Consider the following 22917-nt stretch of genomic DNA (forward strand, 5'->3'; position numbering starts at 1 on the left):
CAAAAAAATCCACCTGCACCCCATACCGCCGATTCATCCGATTTCCGACACCCAGACATTGCTTTGACACCCCATCCCAACCCCGCCGGTACAGCGGGGTTGGGATGGAGATTCCATGGACTATTTCAACAACTGCAAAGCCAACTGAGGCTGCTGATTGGCCTGTGCCAGAATGGCCGTACCCGCCTGCTGCATGATCGACAACTTGGTCAGGTTGGCGGTCTCGGCTGCCACATCCGCATCCAGAATGCGGGAGCGGGCCGCGGAGACGTTCTCCACCACGTTGGAAAGATTGGCAATATTGGCCTCGAACCGATTCTGGATGGCACCCAGTTCCGCCCGGGTCGAAGAAACCCGGTCAATGGCTCCGGCGATGATGGCCAACATCTGACCGGCGGCCTTGGCCCCGTTCAACGGCGGATTGGTGTCATTGGTGGTCGGCGGATTGAAAGGCAGAGTCGGATCCGTGGGCACCGAGGCGCCGGTGATGTCCACCAAAGGCGACGGCGGAAATTTATTGGATCCCGAGGTGTCAATCAGCCACTCCGGCACCACCAGATGTTCGTTCGCAGCTGGCTTGGCGCCGTACTTGGCCGCATACGAGACCGCGAAATCCCGGGAATCCAGCACACGGGCCATGTTGTCGGCAGCCGTGTTGGCCTGGGCCACCGTGGAACCGAGATTGGAAGCGGCCTTGCCACCCGCCGCGATCACCTTGGCGATGTCGATGGACAGATTCTTGCCGGCATCGGCCTTGCGGGCGGCGGCGGCGGCGGTTTCGATGTCCGAACCCTGGCTGATGGCGGCCCGGAACGCATTGACCACATCCAGGATGTTGCCCACCGGCACATCCTTGACACCTGAAGCGTTCACCGCATTTTCCAACACCACCGAGGTGCTGGTGGAGGTGTTGATGGCGTTCACCACCGCGTCCTTGGTGGCCACAGCCTTGGCCGCTTCCGCAGCGGAACTCGCCGTACCACCACTGTTGGCATTCTTGGCCGCCGCCACGATCACCTTGGCTTCATCCAGCGTCAACGAACTGCCGGCATCGGCGCGCACCGCAGCCCGAGCGATTTCGTCGGCGCTATCGCCGTTGGTGATACCCGTGGTGATGGCACTCACCACATCCGCCTGGTCATTGGCGTTCACATGGGTGGCGGCCACCCCGGCGGTCACCAGACCGGAAACCGAACCATCGGATCCGGAGATGGCCGTGACCACCGCGCTGCGGGTGGAGGTCTCAGCCGCCTTGTAGGCCGCGGCGGCAATCACCTGGGCCTTGTCCAAAGAGAGACTGGAGTCGGCGTTGCGAATAGACTGAGCCGCGGCGGCGTTGCGGGCATCCACCACGCTGGCACCGGGACGGGAAGCGGCAATCACCGCAGCAGCCGCCACCTTGGCCTGATTGGAACTGATGCCCGAATTGGCGGCGGTAATCGTCGCGGCCACGGTCTCCACGGATTCGCTGCCAGTCAGAGACAGATTGGTCAACGCGGTTTCCACCGTGGTATCCTCGGTGCCGCTGTTGGCCGCCTTGATCGCCGCCTTGTAGACATCGGCCTTGATGGTCGTGGAGGTGGTGGACAACGAACCCAGATTGTTGGCCACGTCCGAAGTGCCGGGAGATGCAGCGCCGGACACGGCGGTATCGGCGGCGTTCAAAGCCGCGATATTCCCCTGGAACGCCTGGATCATGCTGTCGGCCACCTTGGTGGGATCCGTGGTCCAGGGGGCCGACTGGGAAGAGTCGGCATTGGCGATGGCATTGATGCCCACCGCCACGTTGGAACTGAACAGCTTGGAGTTGGCCAGGGCCGGACTCGGAGCCTTGATGACCATCCCTTTGATCTTGGTGTTGAACACGCTCTCCGGCGCATTGGGGTTGGCCAGTTGCTTCTGGGAGAGCAGGGTCTCGGCGCGGGCGTCGGCCAGGGTCACGGTGACGGTCTGGTCCTCCCGGGCGCCGACGTGGAACACCAGCGGCTGAGTCTCGCCATTGAGCATCGGCCAGTTGTTGAACTCGGTCTCCTGGGCCACCCGCTCCAGTTCACCGAGCAACTGGCTGATCTCTTGTTGCAAGCTGGCACGATCCGCGTCACTGTTGGTGGCGTTGGCCGCCTGGACCGCCAGTTCGTTCATGCGTTGCAGCATGTTGGAGTGCTCGGCCAAAGCCCCTTCGGCCACTTGGGAAACCGAAATGCCGTCATTGGCATTCCGCACCGCCTGGGTCAAACCCCGGATCTGGGAAGTCATACGATTGGAAATCGCCAGTCCGGCGGCATCATCACCCGCCGTATTGATACGCAGTCCCGAGGAGAGACGGGCGAACACCTTGTTCAACTCCCCGCTGGAACCCAGCAGGTGCCGTTGAGAATTCAAGGAGGCGATGTTGGTATTGATATAGAGCGGCATGGTTCGATTTCCTTCAGGTTCTGGTCAGTCGATTTCGATGGACAAGATCAGCCAACGGCGGCGATTTTCTGGGGGACCACCTTGTCCCGTCGAAAACGTCGGCGCGCATCCTGCCGACCCACACGCCGATTCTCGGCTTCACGCTCTTGCATATAGGTTTGACGCAAATCTTGCGGAATCAACGGCTGCCGGGGAGAATACTCCTTGATCAGGATCTGACGCCCCATGCGGTTGACGGTGTTCACCACCACCGGACCGGCCAGATTGGTCCGCATTTCCTCGGGACGCCCTTCCGGGATGGTCACCAGGGAAAAAATTTCCACCTCATCCCCGCTGGGACAACCGATCGCGTCCGCGTCCGCATCCTGGATGACAAACTCCATCTCCGCGAAAAAGTCGAACGGATTGATCACGATGAAGGCGATCTCGGGTTCATCCACCGATTGCAGCCAGAAGAACGACGAGTCCTGACCATACGGAAACAGAAGAAACCGCCTGCTCAACGGAAAACCAAGCAATCCCTCGTTCAGGATGATCACTTCCTCTTCTTTGAACTCCAGCACGCCGAACCGGGTACCGTGAATTTCCATTGCCATTGCCATTGCCTTCACTCCCTTGAATCTTATCGAATGAAATCTATTAAAGAGTTGTTCATGACCTGTCTTTGCGAGGCGGTCATAACCTGCATGGACTGGGAGGCCTGCTCCAAGTCGGACAACACCTTGAACAGATCGGCTTCCACGTTGTCGGCACGCACCTTGGTCAACGAGCTTTCATCCGACTCCAAGGTGGTGGTCACGGCCTGAACCTGCATGTTGCGAATACCCGTGACACCCTGAAGATCGGAGACCTGCGCTCGGCTCTCCTGTACCCGATTCAATTGCAATGCCACTTCTGTCGGGTCGGCGCGTAATAATGCCCCACGCAAGGCCGCCATCGAGCCGAGCAGGTTGACACCACGACCATAATTTCCTGATCCTTCCAGGAGTTCCTCTCCTGTCACATTGCCGGGAAGCGTCTCTCCCTGACGGACCCGGATCTGTCGATCCTCGGTTCCGCCCTGATACTGAGGCACCACCTCGAAGTAATAGGCGTCCCCGGTTTTGGGGGTGCCGGTCACGGTGAATTTGACACCCTGCCCCAAATCCAACTGACCATTGTCATCCAGGGAGGCGGCTTCCTGATCCACTCCGTTGATATTGGCCTTGTATTGATTGCTGGCCGCCAGATAGGAAATTTTGACGCTCAGCGGCAAATTGCTCGGGGTCTGCCCCTTGGTGACGGAAGCGGTGAAACCGGTCCCCGCCGCAGCCAGACTTTTGCCACCTTCGCTTTTCACCTGGACATCAGTGGCCATGAGGTTGCTTGCGTCGAAGGGAGAGCGCAGCTTGCCGCCCCCGAACAAGGGGACCTCGTCGAGTTCGCTGTTGGCGGTGGAAATCATGTCCTGATACCAAGCGAGGGGCTTCTGGGCTGCAGCCGTCAGGATGGTGGGATTGCCCCCGACCATGCTTTCCCCGAGCTGCAACACCAGATCCTGGGCATCCAACAAAGCGTCATGAATCTGACTCATATGACTGTCCGCCAGAGTCAAACGTTCGGCAGCGGACTGCGTGGTCTTTTTCAGGCTCTGCACCCCGGAAAGATCCGAAGAGAAGATCATGTGCCGGTAGACCCCGGACGGGTCATCGGAAGGACGATTGGTCCGGTTGCCGGTCACGCTTTGCTCCTGGACCTTCAGAATCTCCTGCTGCTGATTCTGCAAGGCGTTGGCGCCGGTCTTGTACAGCATCGTATTGGTAACACGCATCATGGGACAGACTCCTTACACCTTAAACCATTTGAATGATGGTCTGCATCAACTCGTCGGCGACGCCAACCATCTTGCTGGACGCCTGAAAGGCCCGCTGAAAACGAATCAAATCGGTCAACTCCTCTTCCAGGGAGACCCCGGAGATCGACTCCCGAATGTCAGACAAAAACGACTGTGCCGACTGCTGGGCAAGCAGGGACTCCTTGTCCAGATTGATGGTCGAACCCAGCTCACCCACCATGGTGGCGTAATGGCTGGTCAAAGAGGCGTTGTTGCCGAACAGGTCGAACTTGGCGGTACGCAGATTGCCCAGAGCCAAAGCCCCATTGCTGCTGGCGTCGTCGTGGGTGACTTTGGTGGGATTGGACAGATCGTCCACATTCAACCGCCCCACACCCACCCGATCGGGATCCGTCAGCAACTCGGCGTTGACCGTCATGTCTCCGGCTCCCCGACCGCCGAACAACGCACCGATGCCCAGGGCCGCCAGCAGACCGCTTTCATCCACCACCACACCCAGCTTGCCACCGGAATTCTCGGCGCTGATTTTCAATTTCTTGTCGCTGGTGATCTCGGCCTTGACCCCGTCCAGACCATCGATGGCCTGTTGCACCTGAGTCAACGACATGTCGGTGGTAATGTTCACGGTCACCGGTGTCAGGGCGTCATCCGAAGTGCCGGTGGCAAAAACGATGCGTCCATCCACCACCCGGTTGGCGTCCACCGGACCTTTCTTGTAGTCGTTGGAGGTGGTATCCGTCACCAGACTGGCCAGGGAGGTGTCCAGGTCGTTGCCCAGCGACACCGCACCGGTCAGACTGGTGACCAGATTCTTGCCCACGGACTGGGAGTTGACCTTGTTGAACTGAAAACGCACCTCGTCGGCCAAGGTCTCCAAACGGGTGAGATATCCGTTGGCGCCATGCACCACTTCGTCCCGCAATTCCAGCAAGGCGCCCAGTTGCCCCCCGCTGACCTTGCTCGAATCAAACTCCCGGTCACCGATCTTGATCCCCTGGAAACCGGTATCCGTCACCTGGGTGCTGCGACCGAACTGGGCGGAGTAGACCGAATCGGCCAACAACTCCTGCCCTTTGGAGGTCATCACCTGCACGTCGCCGTTATCAAATTCCAAGGTGCGGATGTCGATGATCTGGCCCAATTCCATGATCATTTTCTGGCGCTGATCCTTCAGATCCAACGAAGGATTGGTGGCCTCATTGCGCACGATCAGGTTGTTGATTTCCTTCAAGGACTTCAACCGGGTGTTGATGTCCCCCAGAACCACACTGATCTCATTGTCGAGAGGCAGGGCCGACTCGCTCAAGGAGGTGGCCATTTTGTTGAACTCATTCGCGACGCCATCGGCCTTGGAGACCACCTGATAACGGGCCACAGCATTGCCCGGATTGTCCGCCAGGGTGTCCGCCGCGTCGTAAAAGGCTTCCAGCCCCTGGGAAAGACCACTGCCATCCATGTCGTTGAACACATCCTCGACCAGCGACATATACTTTTCCCGGGTTTGCAAACGTCCCAACTCACCGGTTCCCAGTTCCAGACGGCGATCCACCAGTTGATCCATCTGGCGACGCACATCCGCAATCCGCACACCGGTTCCACCCGCCACGGTCTGGGAGCCGGGAATCGACTCCAATTCCACGGTCTGCCGGGAATAGCCCGCCGTGTTGGCATTGGTGATGTTGTGCGAAATGGTTTGCAATGCCCCCTGGGAAGCAAAAATTCCCAATTTGGAAACATTCAACAGGTTACCGAGTGACATGATTCAAGACGCTCCACAATGACGTTGATGGCATCCGGGAAGGAAACCCCGGTCTCCAACTTGCCGTTGCCGAGAATAATGCAGAAGGCATGCCAAACAATAAAAGCTCTTCACAAACCGCAGCACGTTCTCGCAACTCACCCCGCAGTGAATTGTTTTAATTGATTATTCAATAGCGTAAGCGAAACCCACGCAACCGCCCATTCCCCGCATGGTCCCGATCCGAAAAAAGTGTCCCTGGAGAAAAAAACGAAGCACAGGAAAAAGCGTCCCCTCCCCTGACGGAAAAACGCGGCAATTGTTTCCCCTGGGTGACTTGCCAGTCAGGTCGTGTTACCGTTTTGTCCCCTGGGAGAGAAACGACAAACCCCCAACGCCATATATGGTTATTTTTTGCAAGGAGAGCGTCATGCAGTTTTCACCCCCGATGAACGTTGCGGTGCGCGCCGCGCTCAAGGCAGGCATCCTGGCCCGGGAGTGGTTCGACCGCCGCCACGAACTGGAAGTGAAAAACAAGGGAAAAAACGATCCGGTCACCGGCGCTGACCTGGTGGTGGAGGAGGAACTGCTGCTCGCGCTGAAAAAAGCCTATCCGCGTTACGGGGTGATGGCCGAGGAACAAGGGGGAAAACTGACACTGGATCGCCCCTGTTGGATTGTTGACCCCATCGATGGCACCCTCAATTTCATTCACGGCCTGCCCCACTTCGCCATCTCCATCGCCTTGATGGAAGGGGGAGTAATCCAGGGAGGACTGGTTCACGATCCCATACGCGACGAACTGTTCGTGGCGGAACGGGGCCGGGGAGCCTATCTGAATGATCGCCGCATCCGGGTGACCCGACCCCAAGGCATCAACGGCGCGCTCCTGGCCACGGGATTTCCCCATCGACGCCCGGAACGACTCCCAGGTTATTTGAAGGCATTCGAAAGTTTTTGCGCCGTGGTCGCGGATCAACGGCGTCTGGGTTCGGCGGCGCTGGATCTGGCCTATGTGGCGGCGGGACGGTATGACGGCTTCTGGGAGATGGGACTGGCGCCCTGGGACATCGCGGCGGGCACGCTGCTGGTGCGGGAAGCGGGGGGAATGGTGAGCGATTTCGCCAACGGGGAGCAGTTCCTGACCTCGGGCAATGTGATCGCCGCCCCCGAGGCCATTCACGGCACCATGCTGGAGATCATCCGTCAGGCCGGAATCGCCTGACGGCACAACCTGTGATTCTTTCCGGCTCCCCCCGCGGACATCACATCCAGCGGCGGGAACCGGAAAGAGAACATCATCAGATTCTGGAAAGCAGACTCAAGGCGATGGTGGGCTGCTGATTGGCCTGAGCCAGAATCGCCACCCCCGCCTGTTGCAGAATGCTGTTGCGGGTCAGATTCGCAGTCTCCTGGGCAATGTCGGCATCCTGGATGCGGGAACGGGCCGCCTGGGTGTTCTCGGAAACATTGGACAGATTGGAGATGATGCTCTCGAACCGGCTCTGCACGGCACCCAGATTGGCCCGAATATCCGAAACGGAATCCAGGGCGCTATCCAACACGCTGATGGTCGAATTGGCCTTGGCCTGGGTGGACACACCCCAGTTGGTCGTCACAGCCGTGCTAAGTCCCAAAGTGGACACCACGGTACGGGCGATGGTCACCTCGATCGCCTGTCCGGCGTCGGGACCGATCTGGAAGCTGCCCGCGAAATAGTTGCCCGCCGCCTTGAGATCCACACCGTTGGTACTGCCGCCGAACAAGGGATTGCCATTGAACTGGGTGGCCTTGGCGATCCGATCCACCTCGGAGAGCAATTGGGACAGTTCCGTTTGCAAGGAAGCGCGATCGCTGGTGCTGTAGGTGGCATTGGAAGCCTGTACCGCCAACTCCCGCATTCTTTGCAGCGCGGAAGAGGTTTCATCCAGGGCGCCTTCCGCCACCTGCACCAAAGAGATTCCATCATTGGCATTGCGGGCCGCGACGTTCAGACCACGAATCTGAGCGGTCATGCGGTTGATGATGGCCAGCCCCGCCGCGTCATCCTTGGCGCTGTTGACCCGCAAACCCGACGACAAACGCTGAAAGGTTTGACTCAAGGCGTCGGTGTGCTTGCCAAGCTGCCGTTGCGCATTGATGGACGCGATACTGCCATTGATGGTGAGAGCCATTGTAAAATCCTCCTCGCAAGTAATAAAGATGCCCGAAGAATGGTTCATCCGGGCCTGTTGTGGGCCTTCCCTGGCATTGCCTGTGGGTTACTCGTTTTATGGGCTTAACCCTCACCCCAATCCTGACGTCGGACGCATCCCAAAACGTCCATGACTTGATACCTCGCTTCAGCCGCCTGATCTTCCGGAAGATCCATACCTTTGGATCATCACGGCTTCAATAATCAGAATAAAATTCAAGCTTATCCATTTATCGTTCTTCTAAACCCTCGACTTGAGCACTATTTCCATTTTCTTCATCCCATCCTGTCATTTTCCACAGCGTACCTTCCGGCTCTTCCCGTCAATTTCGGCCAAAGTAACGCTTAATCAAATTATCGGATAGACGAAGCGTGACTTGAGAAGTTTTTTGAGCCTGGGCCAAAATCTCCCCCATCCATCCCGACCACCCGACCGCGCACCAACGCGAACGCAGGGATTCCCGGGACAGCCATACCCGTGAACCTCTGCACGATCATTTTGAAATGATTGGATTTAAATCAGAAAGAAACCGGAAGGACCAACGCAAGACCAAGCAAAATCACCCCAAAGCACAAAACCGCCCCCCCGCTCACGCCCCTCGCATGGCCTGCGCCCCCGTTATTGAGGAGGGAGGGGGTGAGCCGGATGGGCCATGATCCGCTTCAAAAAAGGCACCAGACGGATGAACAGCCATTCCCCCCGATCCAGCAGCGCCGACAGACCCTCCATGCGCCCTTCCATGGCCTGCTGCTCCACCTGAATCAAAACCCCACGGAGGGCGACCGCCCCCATGGCGCCGCATTGGGACTTCATGCCGTGGGCCGCACGGGAAATCCCCTCCAGATCGCCGCTCGCCAACAACCGGCGCATCTCCCGCCATTTGCCGGGAACGTCCTCCAAAAACATGTCCACGATATTCACAAAGGCGTCCGGCACCCTGGACAACTCCCGGCGCAATACCTCCAGTACCGCAACATCCAACAGGGCAAGCCCCTCTCCGGCGTCAGCCTCCTCCTGAAAAACGGCTGAAGGCGACATCGATCCGACACTTTCCGCGGATTCCGGAATTTCCACCGCTTCAGATCCAGCTCCAGTCCCTTCCCCGGCATCGGCATCCCCTGGCCCCAACCAGCGCACCAACCGATCGTGCAGCTTGCGAATGCGCAACGGCTTTTCCAGATGATCGCTCATGCCCGCCACCCGGGCCCGTTCCTTGTCCTCCGAGGAGACATGACCCGTCAGGGCGATGATGGGCAACGGTTGCTCCCGCCCCTGAAGCCGCTCCCACTCCCGGATCCTCCGACAGGCCTCGTAGCCGTCCATGCCCGGCATGCGCACATCCATCAACACCAGATCGAAACGCGCCTCGGCCACCCGCTGCAAAGCCTCGTCACCCGAACCCGCGCATACCACCTCCGCAGACCAATCCCGCAACATCACCTCGGTCAACCGTTGGCTCAACGGGTCGTCATCCACCACCAGCAACCGCGCCCGCCTGGAATGCCATCCGGCCAGCATCCCCCCCCTGGCCGGGTCCACACCTCCGGTCCCGGCCAGGGACGCCGGGACCAACTCCGGGATGTCGAAACGCAACGCCACGACAAACACACTCCCTTGACCCGGATGACTGCTCGCCTCGATGCTCCCTCCCATCAACTCCACCAGACGATGACAGATGGCCAGACCCAATCCGCTTCCCCCATACCGACGGGCCACAGAAGCATCCCCTTGCGCATAAGGGGTGAACAGTTGCTCCATGTGTTCCGGTGTCATGCCGATCCCGCTGTCTTCCACCCGCAGGATCACCCGACAGGACTCCGGAGCCAAGGCCGCCACCGAAACCGTCAGCACAATCTCCCCTTGCTTGGTAAACTTGACCGCATTGGAAAGCAGATTCATCAACACCTGCCGCACCCGCAACGGATCCCCCAACAGGGTCTCGGGCAAGGCCTCGTCCACGACGCGCCGAAATCCGATCCCTTTCCGACACATCGCCGCCTCGAACAGGCTCTCCAGATCCGAAAAAAGCCGCCGCGGCGCAAAGGAGATCACCTCCAGCACCATCCGTCCCGCCTCGATCCGGGAAAAATCGAGGATTTCGTTGATGATGGCCAACATCGCCTCGTTGGAGCGTTGCAGCAGCTCCACCTTTTCCCGTTGCGACCTGGAAAGCTCCATGGCCGCCATCTGATCCACCAAAGCCACGATGCCGCTCATGGGGGTACGGATTTCGTGGCTCATCACCGCCAGAAAGGCGCTTTTGGCCTGATTGGCCGCCTCCGCCGCCTCCCGGGCGCGGGCCTCGGCCTCGACCTGCTTGCGGGCGGTGATCCACTCGACAAACAGAATCACCCCTCCCACCTCCCCCTCTTCTCCGTTATCCCGCTCCCGCCGCCAGGGATGGGCGCTCCACTGCAACCACTGCTCGCGACCGTCCGCATCCCGCAGACTCACCTCCCGAACCACCACCGACTCCCCGGTCAGACACACTCCGGGCAGCTCGGACCAGCCAGGAGGCATCACCGGCACCAACTCCCCCAGTCGCACCCCGCGCCATCCTTGTTCCGGCAGTTTCAACTCCCCACGCCAACGGCGACCGCACTCCAGATGACGCATCTCCCGGTCGAACATGGCCATGGCCGCCGGGGCATGCTCGATGAAAAAACGCAAACGTCGCTCTCCGGCCTGCAAACGCCGATTCAGAAAGTGGACCCGCGTGATCACCAGCGCCACATAACCCGCCAACGCCACGATCAACGCCGGAATCACCTGTCCCACCCGCCACTCGGGAAACAGCAAACGGGCCTCCACCATCCAATCAAAAAAGCGCAACGCCTCCAGCGACCAAAAGGCCGTACCGAACAACACCAACGCCAGCACCGTCTCCCGCAACAAAAGACGACGCCGCTCCCTGCCCATCGGCGTGCTCCAATCGGGCTTGAACCGACGCCAAAAGCCCTCTTTCATCCGTTGCCGCTCCCGGAGCGCATCACCGGTCCGCCCCCAAAAAAGCGCGAATCGGTCGGGACCACTCCGCCGACAAACCCGCACGGTCGAGAATCGTCGGATTCTGACGAATCACCTGGGCCATGGTCCCGATGCCCACCAATAATAACATAAGCCATATCAACAGTTTGGCACTATTGGCCATAATCTTGATCACCCCCAACAGCGTCAGCACCCCACCCCCGATCAACACCAGCCAGGTCATTCCATCTCCGCCGCCGCCCATGCGCACCTCCCATTTCACAGTTTCATGCGTGTTTATCCAATTGACCATCCCCTTCATAACGTTTAAATACAATGACGGAAAAGCCCTCCATTCGCCAGCCTCGGCGCGCCGGACCTCCCCTCCCTCTTCCAACAAAAAAACATGGTAAAATTGCGATTGACTTACACAAAATAATTGGATAATCTTTTCTTGACTTCAATCAAGGGAGCGTCCTATTGAATTTCTGGAATGGCAAACAAATCGTGATCGGATTGGGGGGTGGCATCGCCGCCTACAAAACCCTGGAGGTGATACGTCGTCTCCGGGAAGCCGGCGCCCGCATCACCCCGGTCCCCACCCAGGCCGCCTTGCGCTTCGTCACCGGACTCACCCTGCAAGCCCTCAGCGGCGAGCCGACCCGGGAGGATCTTTTCACGCCCCTGGCCCCCGATGGCATGGATCACATTCGTCTGGCCCAGTCGGCGGATCTGGTGATCGTGGCGCCGGCCACCGCGGATCTGCTGGCCCGCATGGCCACGGGTCAGGCCGACGACCTGTTGAGCGCCTTGCTGCTGGCCCGTCGCGGACCGGTGCTGGTGGCCCCGGCGATGAATCCGGCCATGTGGGAGCATCCGGCCACCCGACGCAACGTGGCCACCTTGCACGCAGACGGCATCGGCTTCGTGGGTCCGGAAAGCGGTCCCATGGCCTGCGGAGATCAGGGAACCGGACGCATGGCGGAACCCACCACCATCCTGGAAGCCGCCCGTCGCACCCTCACCCCGAAAATTCTGGCGGGTCGCCGGGTGGTGATCACCGCCGGTCCGACCCGGGAAGAGCTGGATCCGGTCCGTTTCCTCTCCAACCACTCCTCGGGCAAGATGGGCTGGGCCGTGGCCCTGGCCGCCCTGCGGGCCGGAGCGCGGGTGGATCTGGTACATGGTCCGGTGGCGATGCCGGTTCCCTGGGGTGCGGTGCCCCATGCGGTGGGATCGGCCTGCGAAATGCTCGACGCCACTTTGGATGTATGGCTCTCCGCGCCGGGCAATCCCCGCTGCGATGCGGCCATTCTCACGGCGGCGGTGGCCGACTACCGGCCTGGAAAACGCTTGAACGACAAAATCAAAAAAGAGAACGCCCTCTCGGAGTTGCATCTGGAACTGACCCAGAATCCCGACATTCTGGCCATGCTGTCGGCCTGGACCGGAATACGCACCCGGGACGGACACCAAAGGGTGATTGTGGGCTTCGCCGCCGAAACCGGTGACGCCCTCACCCGTGGCAAGGCCAAACGGATCCGCAAAGGGTGTGATCTGTTGGCCATCAACGATGTCAGCGCGCCGGGTTGCGGATTCGGGGCCGATACCAACGCCGTCACCCTGATCGGTCGGGACGGACGCGAAGAGGCCTGGCCCCTGTTGCCCAAGGAACAGGTGGCCGAAAAACTGATCCAGGCTGTGGCCACTCTCGTTGACATCCACGCAACACTCAAGGAGAACACATGACTGCCGCAAGGCGGGAGGGGGGGAGTGCAACATGCTGAAATTCTCAAAAAAGCTGCTTTATGCCATCGAGGCGGTGACGGATATCGCCTACAATTCCACCGGTGAACCGGTGCAAATCCGCGAAGTGACCAGTCGCCAGGGGGTGCCGCAACGGTATCTGGAACAGGTGATGCAACGGCTGGTCCGGGCCGGCATCCTCAAAGGGGTGCGGGGGCCACGGGGGGGATATCTGCTGGGTCGGGAACGGTCGCGCATTTCGGTGGGGGACATCGCCCGGGTGGTGATGGACGTGGCCGAATCCGGGGAGTCAGGTCTGCCCACCGACACGGCCACCGGACCCATCGGTCGTGTGGTCATCCGTCCCCTGTGGGGGGAGTTCCAGGAAAAAATCCTGGTGATGATGGATACCGTGACCATCGAGGAGTTGACCACCCGCGCCTTTCGCGGCGGCGTGCCCAGCGAAAGTTGCGACCGGATCACCTATTCCATTTAAACACGAAAAAATAACGGTGGCGAAATCGACCAGCGCGCCTGCACAATTTCCTTACCTGGAGTTCAAGGATCTCTTCGGACTGGTGGGTTCCCGGGACCGCCATACGCGGCGCGTTTCGCAACGGTCTGATCGAACACGGGGATATCTGGATGCAAATGATCGTGGACCGCAATCTGTCGTCCCACACATATGATGAAAAACAGGCCGCAACCCTTGCCGATACGATCATGGCACGGTATTACCCCGCCTTCAAAAGCATGGCCCTCCATTTTTCCCGGCGTTACGATCAACAGGAGGAGGAAACGTGAGCTACGGATTGCCCCCCGATCCCCCTCCCCATGGGGTGCTGCTCATCGGCGCCGGAGGACTCGGGTGCGCCGCCGCCTTGGCGCTGGCGGGAGCGGGTGTTCGTCGCATCACTCTGGCGGATCCGGATACCGTGGCCCTGTCCAATCTGCACCGGCAGATTCTCTATCACACCGCGGACGCGGGGGCCAAAAAGGTGGATCAGGCGACCAGACGACTCGCAGAGACCACACCGGGCCTGAGCGTCGCGGGCGTATGTGTCCGCCTCGACACCCCCGAAGCCATCGGCCAGGCGGCCCGGGGCCACGCCGTAACCCTCGACGCTTCGGACAACTTCACCACCCGCTTCGCCGCCAACGACGCGGCGATCCGTTTTGGATTTCCCCTGGTTCACGGAGCGGCCACAGGCTTTGCGGGTCAACTGATGACCATCGATCCGGGCCGTTCGGCCTGTCTGCGCTGTCTGTTCACCGCCCCGCCCGCAGCCGAAGGCCCCACCTGCCAAAACGAAGGGGTACTCGGCCCCCTGGTGGGCGAAGTGGGCTGGCTCATGGCGCTGGAAGCGGTTAAACTCCTGGAACAGATCGGTCAACCGCTGTGGAATCGACTGCTGACCATCCACGCTCTGACCGGAAAACGCCGCGCGGTGCCTTTGCGGCCCGACCCGCGCTGCCGGTGCCACCCACAACCCGGACCCGTGACGCCATGAGAAAAAAAATCCACGCCAACATCACCGAAACCATCGGCAACACGCCACTGGTGCGCATCCATCGCATGCACGGATCGATCCCGGTGGAGATCCTCGCCAAGTTGGAATACTTCAATCCCATGGGTTCGGTGAAAGATCGCATCGCCCTGGCCATGATCGAAGCGGGGGAGCGGGAAGGACACATCGACGCGGATACCGTGGTGATCGAACCCACCTCGGGCAATACCGGCATTGCCCTGGCCGGGATCTGCGCGGCCAAGGGATTGAAACTGATTCTCACCATGCCGGACTCCATGTCCCAGGAACGGCGCAAGCTGTTCGCCCTGCTGGGTGCCCGGGTGGTGCTGACCCCGGCCAAGGAGGGGATGCGCGGCGCCATCCAGAAAGCCAAGGATCTGGTGAAACAGGAAAAAAAGGGCTTCATGCCCAACCAGTTCGACAATCCGGCCAATCCCCGCATCCACGCCGACACCACCGCCCAGGAGATCCTGGACGATACCGATGGCCAACTGGATATCCTGGTGGCCGGCGTGGGCACCGGAGGGTCTCTTTCCGGACTGGCGGAAACCCTGAAAAAAGCACTCCCTGCCCTGTGGGTGGTGGCGGTGGAACCGGCCAACTCTCCGGTCCTTTCCGGCGGCATGCCCGGCCCCCACAAGATCCAGGGACTCGGTGCCGGATTCATTCCTCCGGTCCTGGACCGCTCCCTGATCAGCGAGGTGATACGGATCGGGGATGACCAAGCCATCGAAGCGGCCCGCCGTCTGGCCTCCGAAGAGGGCATCGCCTGTGGCATCTCCGGAGGCGCAGCCATGGCCGCCACCTTGCTGGTGGCCAGCCGACCGGAGTTTGCCAACAAGCGGGCCGTGGTGATCGTGCCGGATCTGGCGGACCGCTATCTGTCCACGGAACTGCCCCCCTCATGATCGACCCGCCCCTTCCCACGGACCTGGAATGGAACGAACGCTACTCCCGTCAAATCCTGCTCCCAGAGATCGGCGGTCACGGCCAACACCGTCTGACCCGCGCCACCGTGGGAATCGTCGCCGACAACGAGGGCGCCATCCTGCTGCCCACCTTGCTCTATCTGGCGGCAGCGGGGGTTGGCCATCTGCGGGTGACGGACTCCCATCCGGAACGACTCGCCCCCAGCCTCGACTGGGCCAGGGCCAACAATCCCACGGTCCGCATCGAAACCCGTCCCATTGCTTCCCCGGATCCCCAATCCCGCGCCCACTGGCTCCACGGGCTGGAACTGGTGCTCGACCTCAACCACAACGGGTCTGAACTCAATTCCGCCTGTCTGGCCCAACGCATTCCCCTGCTGACCACCTGGATCGGCCCCGAGGGGCGTGGCTGGATCACCGGTTCCCGGGCCGGCTCCGATCCCCGCCTGCCCTGTCTGGCCTGCATGGATCCGACCGGATCCTCCCCCCCGCCACCGTCGAAAAATACCCTGGAACCTCCCTGGGACACCCTCTGGCGCGGTCTGGCGGGAACCCTGCTCGCCACGGAAGCCCTTAAAAGCCTGCTCGGCCTCGACGATCCATCGGTCTGGACCCATGCCCTCTCCCTGGACCCGGCCCTGGGGGATTTTCAGCGCCTGCCCCGCGCCAAAAATCCCGCCTGCCCGGTCTGCGCCAAGTCTCTCGATCTTTCCGGGATCCGGACCCGGCCACCCGTTCCGCCCCATCCCGATCACACCCCCGCAGGCGTCCCGCCCCACATCGACACCATCGACATCTCCGCCGATCACTGTCCCATGACCTTCGTGCGGGTCAAACTCAGACTCGAAACCCTGCAACCCGGTCAACCCCTGCGGGTGCGCCTCTCCGGGGGGGAACCCCTGGTCAATGTCCCCCGCACCCTGCGGGAACAGGGACACCGGGTCTCCGAACCCTGGGAAGAAGAGGGACACGCGGGATTGTTCGGCCTGATGGTCCACAAAAACGACCAAAACGGTTGACAATTTTTGTCAGTCGCAGCCCATTCCTGTCACCCGATCCCCAGAAAAACAACCGATCCGAGCATACCAGCCATGCCATCTCCTTGTCATGGCTCGATTTCTACCATTCATTAGTGTGTGGCACACCAATTGCTTTATGAATGATGAATCCGGGCACCATCCCGACAACACTTTCAAAAACATGATTCGGTTGACCCATAACCCGATCGACACCAAAACACTTGAGGAGAACACACATGAACACCCAACTTCGCAAACAAGCCGGTTTCACTCTCATCGAACTGATGATCGTCATCGCCATCATCGGCATTCTGGCCGCCGTCGCCATCCCGGCCTATCAGGACTACATCGGACGCGCCCAGGCCACAGAGGGCTTTTCGTTGATGTCGGGCCTGAAGACCCCGGTGGCGGAATACCTGGCGGACAAAGGCTCATTCCCGACCGGCGTGGTCGCCTCCGGTGCGACGGCCACCCAACTTACGGGCACCCCCGCCGGCAAATATGTGAGTGGCATCGCCTTCACCACGGCAGCCGCCCCCAACGCCGCGACCCACTTCCAGATGATCGCCACCTACAACGCCGGCATCAACGCCAAGGTCGCGGGCAAGCAACTCACCCTCTACACCACCGATGGCGGTCAGACCTGGACCTGCGCCGGTGTCAGCACCCCCGCCAACCTGACGGCGATTGCCGCTGCCAACGCAGTCGACAACAACGTGCTGCCGAACGCCTGCAAATAATCCATCGTATCAAGCGGTTGCAGCAACCACAAACCGCGCATGGCACCACGACTGCTCCCCACCCGGGGAGCAGTTCTTTTTCTGAGAACGGCTACCGTTCCGATCTTTATCTTTTTCCCCATTGACGAACAGGCTTACATTTTTTCATTGTGTTGTTTGACCATTCGACCTCTTGATTCACAGGTCCATCATGAAAACCATTGCCCAACGCATCGCCGAAGAACTCTCGGTGCAAGAATCCCAGGTCGCCGCCGCCGTGGCCCTGCTGGACGAAGGGGCCACGGTGCCCTTCATCGCCCGCTACCGCAAAGAGGTGACCGATAACCTGACCGATACCCATCTGCGCCATATTCACGAGCGTCTCGGGGTGCTACGGGAGTTGGAAGAGCGTCGCACCGCCATTCTGAAATCCATCCGGGAGCAAGAAAAACTCACCCCGGAACTGGAGCAGGCCCTGCTGACCGCCGAAACCCGCACGCGCCTGGAAGATCTGTATCTGCCCTTCAAGCCCAAACGCCACACCAAGGCGGCTTTGGCCATCGAGGCGGGTCTGGAGCCTCTGGCGGACCAATTGCTGCGTCATCCCACCCTGCCCATAGAGCAGCTCGCCCAGCCATTCCTCAACCCGGACAAGGGCATCGGGGATATTCCGAGCGCCCTGGAAGGGGCGCGTGAGATCGTGATGGAACGGTTCGCCGAATCCCCGGAGGTGACGGGACGGCTGCGGGAGATGCTCTGGGATCAAGGGGTCATGCAATCCAAACTGGTGAAGGGCCAGGAGGAAAAAGGCGCCAAGTTCGCGGATTATTTCGCCGCCAACGAACCGATCCGCAAGGTGCCGCCCCATCGGGTGCTGGCCATGCTGCGGGGCAAGGAGGAAGGGGTGTTGCGTCTGAGCCTGGATCACGAAGAGGAAATCGCCTCGTCTTCCGGAGAAGCCAGCGTGTGTATCGCCACCATCGCCCGTCATTTCAATCTGGCGGAGCGGGGCAGACCCGCGGACGCTTGGCTTCAGGAGACGGCCAGACAGACATGGCGCAAGAAGGTCAAGCCCCGGCTGGAAAGCGACTTGATGAAAAAATTGATGGATACCGCCCACGAAGAGGCGATCCGGGTGTTTGCCCGCAACCTGAAAGAGCTGCTGCTGGCAGCACCGGCGGGCATGCTGCCGGTGATCGGACTGGATCCGGGTCTGCGCACCGGGGTGAAAGTGGCGGTGGTGGATGCCACCGGCAAGGTGGTGGCCACGGATACCCTCTATGCCCATCCCCCCCGCAACCAGTGGCGGGAGTCCATGGCGCGGCTGGCGGAGTTGTCCCGCCGTCACGGGGTGAATCTGGTCAGCATCGGCAATGGCACCGCCTCCCGGGAGACCGAACGGCTGGTGGCGGAACTGGCCAAGACCATGCCCGAGTTGGCCTTGCGGCATGTGGTGGTGAGCGAGGCCGGGGCATCGGTCTACTCCGCCTCGGAATACGCCGCCCTGGAGTTGCCCGACATGGATGTGTCGTTGCGCGGCGCGGTCTCCATCGCCCGTCGCCTGCAAGACCCCCTGGCGGAACTGGTGAAAACCGATCCCAAATCCATCGGCGTGGGGCAGTATCAACACGATGTCAATCCCCGCCGTCTGGCCGAGGCCCTGGACGGAGTGGTGGAAGACGCGGTCAACGCGGTGGGGGTGGATGTCAACACTGCCTCGGTGCCCTTGCTGGAACGGGTCTCGGGGCTGAACAAAACCCTGGCCAAAAACATCGTCGCCCATCGGGATGCCAAAGGTCCCTTTGCGTCACGTCAGGCCCTGCTGGCCGTGACCCGCTTCGGACCCAAGGCGTTCGAGCAGGCCGCCGGATTCCTGCGCATCCGCAACGGAGCCACCCCCCTGGACGCCTCGGCGGTCCACCCGGAGTCCTACCCGGTGGTGGAACGGATTCTCAAACGGGTCGGGGTGGAAATCCACAAACTGATCGGCAATCCCACCCTCTTGAAAACCCTCTCCCCCAAGGAGTTCGTGGACGCCCGTTTCGGCGAACCCACGATCCACGACATTTTCGCCGAACTGGAAAAACCGGGCCGGGATCCCCGTCCGGAGTTTCGCACCGCGACGTTCAAGGAGGGGGTGGAAAACCTCGACGATCTGCAACCGGGCATGATCCTGGAAGGGGTGGTGAGCAACGTCACCAATTTCGGAGCGTTCGTGGATATCGGCGTGCATCAAGATGGGCTGGTTCACATTTCAGCCATGGCCCATCATTTTGTCAAAGATCCCCATGCGGTGGTCAAGGCCGGAGAGGTGATCAAGGTGCGGGTGCTGGAGGTGGACAAACCCCGCCGCCGCATCGCCTTGTCCATGCGACTGGAAGACACCCCCACCCCGGCAGCCTCCACCCCGACTCCCCAACAACCATCCCGCCAGCCCACCCGCCAGCCCCCCACCCCACCCGCCGACAGCGCCATGGCGGCGGCGTTTTCCAGGGCGAGGGGAGGTTAAACCGTTCCCATCTCGGGATGCATGGTTTCACTGATGGGGTCCAGGGGCCAATGGCCCCTGGTGGGATCCAAGGGCTTCGCCCTTGGGACTGCTTCCTTTAGCCACTTTCACAACAAGACAAATAGCAAAACCATGCGCGCAGCGCGCCCATCCAGCCTGCCGCAGGCGGTGCCTTTGGGGCAAACGGAGAATTGGCCAACACTCAGCATTCCGAAATGGGTGAGGTTTAGAAGAGCTGTCAACACATCTGCATCACATTGACACCCCGCCTCGCATCCCCCCCGGTGCGAGGCGTCGCCATACCCGCCACCCCAACAATCCCCCCAGCACCCCCGCATGCACCAGCGGCATCCGATAATCCGCCTTGGTCATCAAAAAATAATGCCCAATGACCAACAACGCCGCCGGATAGACCAAAAGATGCAACCGGCCCCACTGTTTTCCCAAGCGCCGCATCCAGCCTCGGGTGGAGGTGATCGCCAAAGGGAGCAACAACAAAAAAGCGACAAAACCCACCGTGATGTAAGGACGCTTGAGCAGATCCCGCCAGATCCCCTCCCATGAAAAAAAGTGCTCCAGCACTCCATAACAGGTCACATGGAGCAACGCATAGAAAAAACACAGCAGGCCCAAGGGACGCCGCCACCGACTCCACCCGCTCCATCCGGTCAGACGGCGCAAGGGGGAGATGGCCAACGTCAACAGCAGCCACCACAAGGCCCAATCCCCGCTCCCCCGGATCAACCGTTCCACCGGATTGGCCCCCAGGGTATTTTGCCACACCCCCAGCGCCAACCAGATTAGGGGAATCAAACCCGCCAGCCATCCGTACCGTTGCAAGCGTTCCATGCCGACGCCTCAAAATTGACGGGTCAGATCCATCCCCGCATACAATCCGGCCACCTGCTCCCCGTACCCATTGAAAGGCAAGGTATCCCGACGCAAAAACTCCCCGATGCGCCGCTCCTTGCTCTGGTCCCAGCGGGGATGGGGAACCGCCGGGTTGACGTTGGCATAAAAGCCATACTCAGCCGGGGCGTGTTGATTCCAGGAGGTGACCGGTTGTTCCGTGGTCAAGGAGATGCGCACAATGGACTTGATGCTCTTGAAACCGTATTTCCACGGCACCACCAGACGCAACGGGGCACCGTTCTGGTTGGGCAGAACCCGGCCATACATGCCCACCGCCAGAATGGTCAACGGATGCATGGCCTCGTCCAGACGCAACCCCTCCCGGTAAGGCCAGGGCAACAGATCCCTTTTTTGCCCCGGCAACCGCTCCGGATCCAACACCGTCTCAAAGGCCACATAACGGGCCTTCGATCCCGGCTCGAACCGCTTGAGCAGCGCCGCCAACGGAAAACCGACCCAGGGAATCACCATGGACCAGGCCTCCACGCAGCGCATGCGGTAGACCCGCTCCTCCAAAGGATGGGGCTTGAGCAGCTCTTCCAGCGTCACCCGACCGGGCCGCCCCACCTCCCCGTCGATCCACACACTCCAGGGTTGGGTCACCAGCGTGGCCGCCTGTCTGGCGGGATCCTCCTTGCCGCTGCCCAGCTCATAAAAATTGCAATAGCCGCTGGCGTCTTGAAAAGGGGTATGCTTTTCGTTCAAGGTCACCACCCCCGGACGCACCTCCCCCAAGCCCTCGCCCTTCTCCATGGCCGCCAATGGATCCAGCCCCAACACCGCCCCGGCTCCCACCACCGCGGCAGACTGCATCAAACGTCGCCGCTGCTTGAACCACGCCTCCGGCGTGATCTCTTCTGGTTTCAACTCCGGATTCCAGCGCAAAGGCATGTCGTCCTCCCTCAAAGGTGATTTACCGAACGGACGGTCAAGAAAAAAACATAACCCAATGCCCGCCCCGCAGCCCTCAGGCCGCGCCATTCGGCTGGATCACTCCCGCACGATCGAGATGGGCGTCAGCACCGGGACCACGGATTCCACCACACTGGAAATGATGGGGGATTCGTTTCCCTCGCTTCCATCCCGGGTGGTCAGGGAGTCGGCGGACTCGGCTTCGGCGGGACGCATGCCATCCTCCGAACCACCCTCCTGGGCCGGAACTTCCACCGGGGTCGCCTCGGTTCCCTTGGCCGGAGGCTTGGCGGCGGGGCTCTCGGAAGAGTGGCTGGCCGATGGCTTGGCGGTTGAACGGGTCGGCGCCCGGGAGGCGAAAGTCGGGGCGGACGGGCAGGAGGTGCCCTTTTCCACGCGACAGTTGGCCGCCAGCACCACCCGACGCCAATCCCCCAGGGACACGAAACGATATCCTTCCCGTTCGGCGGCCTCCAGCACCAGGGGCATGGCCCGCAAGGTGACCGGATGCTGACTGTGAAACAACAATACCGCACCGGGATGAAAATGGCGAATCACATTTTTGGCCATGGTTTCGGCACTGATGCCGGTCCAGTCCCGGGAGTCGATGGACCACAGGACCGTTTCCATGCCTTGTTCCTTGGCGGTACGCACCAGATGTTCGTTGAAGTCCCCATAGGGGGGACGGAAAAAATTCACCGGCACCCCCAGGCTGTTCAGGGCCTCCTTGCCCTGACGGAAATCCTCCAGCAGGCTGGCCTGGGAGAACCACTTGACCCGTTGATGACGGAAAGAGTGGTAACCGATCTCGTATTGACTGGCGTGGATTTTTCGGACCACCTCGGGCAACAGTTTGACCTTGGAGCCGACGTAAAAAAAGGTGGCGGGGGTTTCGTGTTGTTTCAGCAGTTCAGAGAGGGCCAGATCCTGTTCATCCGGACCGTCATCGAAGGTCAGGGTCATGACGCGTTCTTCGGGCTGTGTGAGGGCATCCACCGTCAAGACCACCTCTCCCCCGGGATACAAAAAACGCGGGGTGAACTGGGAGGTATCATATTTGACGGCCGGTTTACCCGATTCTTCGGTTTTGGCGTGGGCCAGAGATCCGGCATGGCAACAACCGATCAGAATCGCCGTCACGGCAATCCAACGGGAAAGGGGAATCGATATGGACATTTGGAAATTTTAAAACACCAATGCTAGGGCCACGGTTGACCGACCGGATAAACACTCAAAAAGTCGATTGTGGAGGAAACGATCGCAAACCGCCAGGAAGCAATCCCCATTTTCAACCCAATCCTTGCAGAAATCAACATCCATGCCAGACCCATGCATCGAAAACCTGTCAGCACGCCACCATAATTTTTTCAGGAAATGACAGGCACCCCCGCGCAACCGGATCCTCTCACGACATGGTTCCCCCAGGCTTCACGACATGATATGCTGTTGACAGTATTCATGAGATCCTCTTTAAAATGGAATTTCCGCTGCTC

The 22917-nt window shown here is 60.5% G+C and carries 19 protein-coding genes; 9 read left to right on the plus strand and 10 right to left on the minus strand.

The features are described from left to right. Positions 1–120: 120 nt before the first annotated feature. From HQL98_04010 to flgK, 4 genes are read right to left on the minus strand one after another with little or no spacing between them, the layout of a single operon-like run. The gene (locus HQL98_04010; protein MBF0271231.1) at positions 121–2415 is read right to left on the minus strand and encodes a hypothetical protein; all 2295 of its coding nucleotides are present in this window, start codon (positions 2413–2415) and stop codon (positions 121–123) included. 47 nt (positions 2416–2462) lie between these two features. Continuing rightward, positions 2463–3017: a flagellar assembly protein FliW gene (locus tag HQL98_04015; GenBank protein MBF0271232.1), complete on the minus strand. Its 555-nt coding sequence runs from the start codon at positions 3015–3017 to the stop codon at positions 2463–2465. 20 nt (positions 3018–3037) lie between these two features. Then, positions 3038–4228 (minus strand): hypothetical protein, encoded by a 1191-nt coding sequence (locus tag HQL98_04020; protein ID MBF0271233.1) that lies wholly within the window; start codon positions 4226–4228, stop codon positions 3038–3040. 19 nt (positions 4229–4247) lie between these two features. Further along, on the minus strand, positions 4248–6008 hold the full coding sequence (flgK, locus tag HQL98_04025; protein ID MBF0271234.1) for a flagellar hook-associated protein FlgK: 1761 nt from the start codon (positions 6006–6008) through the stop codon (positions 4248–4250). A gap of 409 nt (positions 6009–6417) precedes the next feature. Between flgK and HQL98_04030 the strand changes: the two genes are divergently transcribed. Continuing rightward, on the plus strand, positions 6418–7212 hold the full coding sequence (locus HQL98_04030; GenBank protein MBF0271235.1) for an inositol monophosphatase: 795 nt from the start codon (positions 6418–6420) through the stop codon (positions 7210–7212). Between the two features lie 76 nt (positions 7213–7288). Here HQL98_04030 and HQL98_04035 read toward each other — a convergent pair whose 3' ends face one another. The 3 genes from HQL98_04035 to HQL98_04045 all read right to left on the minus strand — a co-directional run bounded on the left by HQL98_04035 (position 7289) and on the right by HQL98_04045 (position 11393). Continuing rightward, positions 7289–8161 carry a flagellin FliC gene (locus tag HQL98_04035; GenBank protein ID MBF0271236.1) on the minus strand — a complete coding sequence of 291 codons (873 nt, stop codon included), beginning with the start codon at positions 8159–8161 and terminating at the stop codon, positions 7289–7291. A gap of 639 nt (positions 8162–8800) precedes the next feature. Next, complete coding sequence (locus HQL98_04040) at positions 8801–11149, minus strand: response regulator (GenBank protein ID MBF0271237.1); 2349 nt, start codon at positions 11147–11149, stop codon at positions 8801–8803. 22 nt (positions 11150–11171) lie between these two features. Beyond that, entirely contained in the window at positions 11172–11393 is a 222-nt protein-coding gene (locus HQL98_04045) for a hypothetical protein (protein MBF0271238.1), read from the minus strand. A 236-nt stretch (positions 11394–11629) separates the two neighbouring features. On the opposite strand from HQL98_04045, the gene coaBC reads away from it, so the two are divergent. From coaBC to HQL98_04085, 8 genes are all read left to right on the plus strand, one after another. Beyond that, a complete protein-coding gene (coaBC, locus tag HQL98_04050) occupies positions 11630–12898 on the plus strand; it encodes a bifunctional phosphopantothenoylcysteine decarboxylase/phosphopantothenate--cysteine ligase CoaBC (GenBank protein MBF0271239.1) in 1269 nt (422 codons plus the stop codon). Positions 12899–12929: 31 nt separating this feature from the next. Then, positions 12930–13391: an Rrf2 family transcriptional regulator gene (locus HQL98_04055; GenBank protein MBF0271240.1), complete on the plus strand. Its 462-nt coding sequence runs from the start codon at positions 12930–12932 to the stop codon at positions 13389–13391. 38 nt (positions 13392–13429) lie between these two features. Further along, positions 13430–13699: a nucleotidyltransferase substrate binding protein gene (locus HQL98_04060; GenBank protein ID MBF0271241.1), complete on the plus strand. Its 270-nt coding sequence runs from the start codon at positions 13430–13432 to the stop codon at positions 13697–13699. Further along, a complete protein-coding gene (locus tag HQL98_04065) occupies positions 13696–14406 on the plus strand; it encodes a HesA/MoeB/ThiF family protein (GenBank protein MBF0271242.1) in 711 nt (236 codons plus the stop codon). Before HQL98_04060 ends, HQL98_04065 begins: the two co-directional genes overlap by 4 nt. Next, positions 14403–15332: a cysteine synthase A gene (gene cysK / locus HQL98_04070; protein MBF0271243.1), complete on the plus strand. Its 930-nt coding sequence runs from the start codon at positions 14403–14405 to the stop codon at positions 15330–15332. The genes HQL98_04065 and cysK overlap by 4 nt, the downstream gene beginning before the upstream one ends. Continuing rightward, complete coding sequence (locus HQL98_04075; GenBank protein ID MBF0271244.1) at positions 15329–16372, plus strand: sulfurtransferase TusA family protein; 1044 nt, start codon at positions 15329–15331, stop codon at positions 16370–16372. The genes cysK and HQL98_04075 overlap by 4 nt, the downstream gene beginning before the upstream one ends. Before the next feature lie 236 nt (positions 16373–16608). Further along, positions 16609–17112: a pilin gene (locus HQL98_04080; protein ID MBF0271245.1), complete on the plus strand. Its 504-nt coding sequence runs from the start codon at positions 16609–16611 to the stop codon at positions 17110–17112. Positions 17113–17302: 190 nt separating this feature from the next. Beyond that, on the plus strand, positions 17303–19600 hold the full coding sequence (locus HQL98_04085) for an RNA-binding transcriptional accessory protein (protein MBF0271246.1): 2298 nt from the start codon (positions 17303–17305) through the stop codon (positions 19598–19600). A gap of 252 nt (positions 19601–19852) precedes the next feature. Here the strand turns inward: HQL98_04085 and HQL98_04090 are convergent, their stop codons facing one another. From HQL98_04090 to HQL98_04100, 3 genes are all read right to left on the minus strand, one after another. Continuing rightward, positions 19853–20449 (minus strand): sulfoxide reductase heme-binding subunit YedZ, encoded by a 597-nt coding sequence (locus HQL98_04090; protein MBF0271247.1) that lies wholly within the window; start codon positions 20447–20449, stop codon positions 19853–19855. Positions 20450–20458: 9 nt separating this feature from the next. Continuing rightward, complete coding sequence (gene msrP, locus HQL98_04095; GenBank protein ID MBF0271248.1) at positions 20459–21403, minus strand: protein-methionine-sulfoxide reductase catalytic subunit MsrP; 945 nt, start codon at positions 21401–21403, stop codon at positions 20459–20461. A 99-nt stretch (positions 21404–21502) separates the two neighbouring features. Next, complete coding sequence (locus HQL98_04100; protein MBF0271249.1) at positions 21503–22600, minus strand: polysaccharide deacetylase family protein; 1098 nt, start codon at positions 22598–22600, stop codon at positions 21503–21505. Between the last annotated feature and the right edge of the window lie 317 nt (positions 22601–22917).

Source organism: Magnetococcales bacterium (assembly GCA_015231755.1).
Classification (GTDB): Bacteria; Pseudomonadota; Magnetococcia; order Magnetococcales; family Magnetaquicoccaceae; genus Magnetaquiglobus.